This window comes from Cellulomonas septica (assembly GCF_012396155.1).
Taxonomy (GTDB): Bacteria; Actinomycetota; Actinomycetes; order Actinomycetales; family Cellulomonadaceae; genus Cellulomonas; species Cellulomonas septica.
Genome location: NZ_JAAXOY010000320.1, coordinates 1 through 4,044 on the forward strand (window position 1 = coordinate 1; position 4,044 = coordinate 4,044).

3 protein-coding genes are annotated in these 4,044 nt (G+C 72.5%); 1 reads left to right on the forward strand and 2 read right to left on the reverse strand.

Features of this window, described 5'->3' with window-relative positions:
• Together HGA02_RS12380 and HGA02_RS12385 are read right to left on the reverse strand one after the other, a co-directional pair.
• A partial coding sequence (locus HGA02_RS12380; RefSeq protein WP_210728506.1) for a coenzyme F420-0:L-glutamate ligase occupies positions 1-464 on the reverse strand: 464 nt, incomplete at its 3' end.
• A complete protein-coding gene (locus tag HGA02_RS12385) occupies positions 461-1,477 on the reverse strand; it encodes a TIGR03557 family F420-dependent LLM class oxidoreductase (RefSeq protein WP_343035461.1) in 1,017 nt (338 codons plus the stop codon). The genes HGA02_RS12380 and HGA02_RS12385, both read right to left, overlap by 4 nt.
• Before the next feature lie 164 nt (positions 1,478-1,641).
• On the opposite strand from HGA02_RS12385, the gene valS reads away from it, so the two are divergent.
• The coding region (gene valS, locus HGA02_RS12390; RefSeq protein WP_168679267.1) for a valine--tRNA ligase at positions 1,642-4,044 on the forward strand (2,403 nt) is incomplete at its 3' end.

Below are 4,044 nucleotides of genomic sequence, written 5' to 3' on the forward strand. Positions count from 1 at the left end.
CCCGCGGTGTCGGACACGACGACGCCGACCCGCACGCTGAACGCCGCGGCGACGGCGACGCGCACCGCGCGTGCGGACGCGTCGGGGTCGACCGGCAGCAGCAGGACGGTGCCCTCGGGGGTGTTGCTCGCGTCGACGCCCGCGGCCGCCATGACGAGCCCGAGCCGGTTCTCGACGATCCGCGTGACGCCGGCGGCGTGCTCACGCGTCGCGACGACCCGCACGGTCTCGTCCGTGATCGCCTGCTCGCGGTCGGCCGCGGCGACGACGCGCCCCTCGGCCTTCGACACGACCTTGCTGGTGAGCACCAGCACGTCGCCGTCCGCGAGCGCCCGGTCGGGCCGGGCCGCAGCGTCGGCGCGCAGCAGGTCGACGAGCAGCGCCGGCAGTTCGTCGCCCGGTCGCACCTCGCCGAGCCCGTCGGGCGCCCAGACCCGCAGCTCGTCCGTCGGACCCGTCGTCATCGCGACAGCTTCGGCAGCACGTCGGCGCCGAAGACCTCGATCCACTCGCGCTGGTTGCGGCCGACGTTGTGCAGGTAGATGCGGTCGAAGCCGAGGTCGACGTACTTCTGGATCTCGGCGCGGTGCACGTCGGGGTCGGACGAGATGACCATGCGGCCCTCGAAGTCCTCGGGACGCACGAGCCGGGCCATCTGCTCGAAGTCGAACGGCGAGCGGATGTCGGCCTTGGGGAACTTCATGCCGCCGTTGGGCCACTCGCGCATCGCGTTGGCGAGGGCTTCCTCGTCGGTGGGTGCCCACGACAGGTGCAGCTGCAGGACCTTGGGCATCGCGTCGGCATCCCGCCCGGCCTCCCGCGCCCCCTCGTGGAACTTGCCGAACAGGCCGCTGATCTTCTCGAGCGGGGCGCCCACCGTGATGAGCCCGTCGGCGTGCTTCCCCGCGCGCTTGGCGGTGACGGGGCCGGCGGTCGCGACGAGGATCTCGGGCGCCTCCTCGGGCATGGTCCACAGGCGCGTCGACTCGAGCTTGTAGAACTGCCCGGCGTGCTTGACGTCGCGCCCGGCGAGCGACGCGGTGAAGAGCTTCTTGATGATGTCGATGGCCTCGAACATGCGGTTGATCCGCTCGGGGGCCTCGGGCCAGTACTCGGCGATGATGTGCTCGTTGAGCGCCTCGCCCGAGCCGAGACCCAGCCAGTGCCGGCCCGGGTACATCGCCGCGAGCGTCGCCGAGGCCTGCGCGACCATCGCGGGGTGCCAGCGGAACGTCGGCGCGGTCACGCCGGGCCCGAAGTCGCCGCGGGTCCGCTCACCGACGGCCGTCAGCACGTTCCACACGAACGAGGACTGCCCCTGCGCGGGCACCCACGGCTGGAAGTGGTCGGCCGCCATCACGCCCGAGAAGCCGTGCTCCTCGGCGTGCGCCGAGAGGTCCACCGCCTCCGTGGGGTGGAACTGCTCCAGCATCGCCGCGTACCCGACCGTCAGACCGTTCGCCGTCACACCGCTCACCCGCGTCGCTCTCCCTCGTCGTGCCGGGCGGCCCGCCTCGTGCGGGTGGCCCTCCGGCGACACTAACCCCGCCGTGTGTCGCGCGTGTTCCCTCGCGCACAGGGCCGGTCCGCCTGGGGAAACCCGCGCGGGTGGTCGTCGCGGATCTGGGAGGATGTGTGCCCATGAGCGACCTGAACCCGACCGCCCCCTCGACGACCCCTGGCACCACGGGCACGCGGGCGGTACCGGACAAGGTCTCGCTCGACGGCCTGGAGGACCGCTGGGACTCCGCGTGGACGGCCCAGGGCCTCTACGCGTTCGACCGTTCGCGCACGCGCGAGGAGATCTACTCGATCGACACCCCGCCCCCGACGGTCTCGGGCTCGCTCCACGTGGGGCACGTGTTCTCGTACACGCACACCGACGTCGTCGCGCGCTTCCGCCGCATGCGCGGCAGCGAGGTGTTCTACCCGATGGGCTGGGACGACAACGGCCTGCCGACCGAGCGCCGGGTGCAGAACTACTACGGCGTGCGCTGCGACCCGTCGCTCCCGTACGTCGAGGGCTTCGTGCCGCCGCACGAGGGGACCGACGGCAAGCCGGTCAAGCCCGCCGACCAGGTCCCGGTGAGCCGCCGCAACTTCGTCGAGCTGTGCGAGCGCCTCACGGCCGACGACGAGCGCCAGTTCGAGGCGCTGTGGCGCCACCTGGGCCTGTCCGTCGACTGGTCGATGACCTACCAGACGGTGTCCGCCGAGGCGCGCGCGGTCGCCCAGCAGGCGTTCCTGCGCAACCTCGCGCGCGGCGAGGCGTACCAGGCCGAGGCCCCCGGCCTGTGGGACGTGACGTTCCAGACGGCGGTCGCGCAGGCCGAGCTCGAGGCCCGCGACTACCCGGGCGCGTTCCACCGCGTGGCCTTCCACCGGGCGGGCGGCGAGCCCGTCTACATCGAGACGACCCGCCCCGAGCTCCTGCCCGCGTGCGTCGCGCTCATCGCGCACCCGGACGACGAGCGCTACCAGGACCTGTTCGGCACGACGGTCACGTCGCCCCTGTTCGGCGTCGAGCTCCCGGTCCTCGCGCACCCGGCCGCCGAGCCCGACAAGGGCGCCGGCATCGCGATGTGCTGCACGTTCGGCGACCTCACCGACGTGCAGTGGTGGCGCGAGCTCCAGCTCCCGACCCGCTCGGTGGTCGGACGCGACGGTCGCATCGTCCGCGAGACGCCCGAGTGGCTCACCACGGACGAGGGCCGCGCCGCATTCGAGGAGCTCGCGGGCAAGACGACGTTCTCGGCGCGTGAGGCCGTCGTGAACGGCCTGCGCGCGTCGGGGGACCTGGACGGCGAGCCGCAGGCGACGCAGCGCAAGGCGAACTTCTACGAGAAGGGCGACAAGCCCCTCGAGATCGTCACGAGCCGCCAGTGGTACATCCGCAACGGCGGCCGCGACGCCGACCTGCGCGAGGGTCTGCTCGCGCGCGGCGCGGAGCTCGACTTCCACCCCGACTTCATGCGCGTGCGCTACGAGAACTGGGTCGGCGGCCTCAACGGCGACTGGCTCATCTCGCGGCAGCGGTTCTTCGGCGTGCCGTTCCCGGTCTGGTACCGGCTCGACGAGAACGGCGACCCCGACCACGACGCGCCGCTGCTGCCGACCGAGGACCAGCTGCCGATCGACCCGTCGTCCGACGTGCCCGCGGGCTACACGGCCGACCAGCGCGGCGTGCCCGGCGGCTTCGTCGGTGACCCGGACGTCATGGACACCTGGGCGACCAGCTCGCTGACCCCGCAGATCGTCGGCGGCTGGCGCACCGACCCCGACCTGTTCGCGCGCGTCTTCCCGATGGACCTACGCCCGCAGGGCCAGGACATCATCCGGACCTGGCTGTTCTCGACCGTGGTCCGCTCGCACCTCGAGCACGGCACGCTGCCGTGGACCGACGCGGCGATCAGCGGCTGGATCCTCGACCCCGACCGCAAGAAGATGTCGAAGTCGAAGGGCAACGTCGTCACGCCCATGGGCCTGCTCGAGGAGCACGGCTCCGACGCGGTGCGCTACTGGGCGGCCTCGGCCCGCCTCGGCACGGACGCGGCGTTCGAGGTCGGCCAGATGAAGATCGGCCGCCGCCTCGCGATCAAGATCCTCAACGCGTCGAAGTTCGCGCTGTCGTTCGGCACCGCGGAGCTCGACCCGGCGCTCGTCACGGTGACGCTCGACCGCGCGATGCTGGCCGGCCTGGCAGACGTCGTCGCGAAGGCGACCGAGGCGCTCGAGGCCTACGACCACACGCGCGCGCTCGAGCTGTCGGAGACGTTCTTCTGGACGTTCTGCGACGACTACCTCGAGCTCGTGAAGGACCGCGCGTACGGTGCGGGCGCCCAGGAGGTCTCGGTCGAGACCGCGTCGGCGCGCGCCGCGCTCGGGATCGCGCTCGACACGATGCTGCGGCTGTTCGCACCGGTCCTGCCGTTCGCGACCGAGGAGGTCTGGTCGTGGTGGCGCGAGGGCTCGGTGCACCGTGCGCCGTGGCCGGACGCCGCGCCGCTGCGGGCCGCCGCGGGTGACGCGGACCCGGGCGTGGTC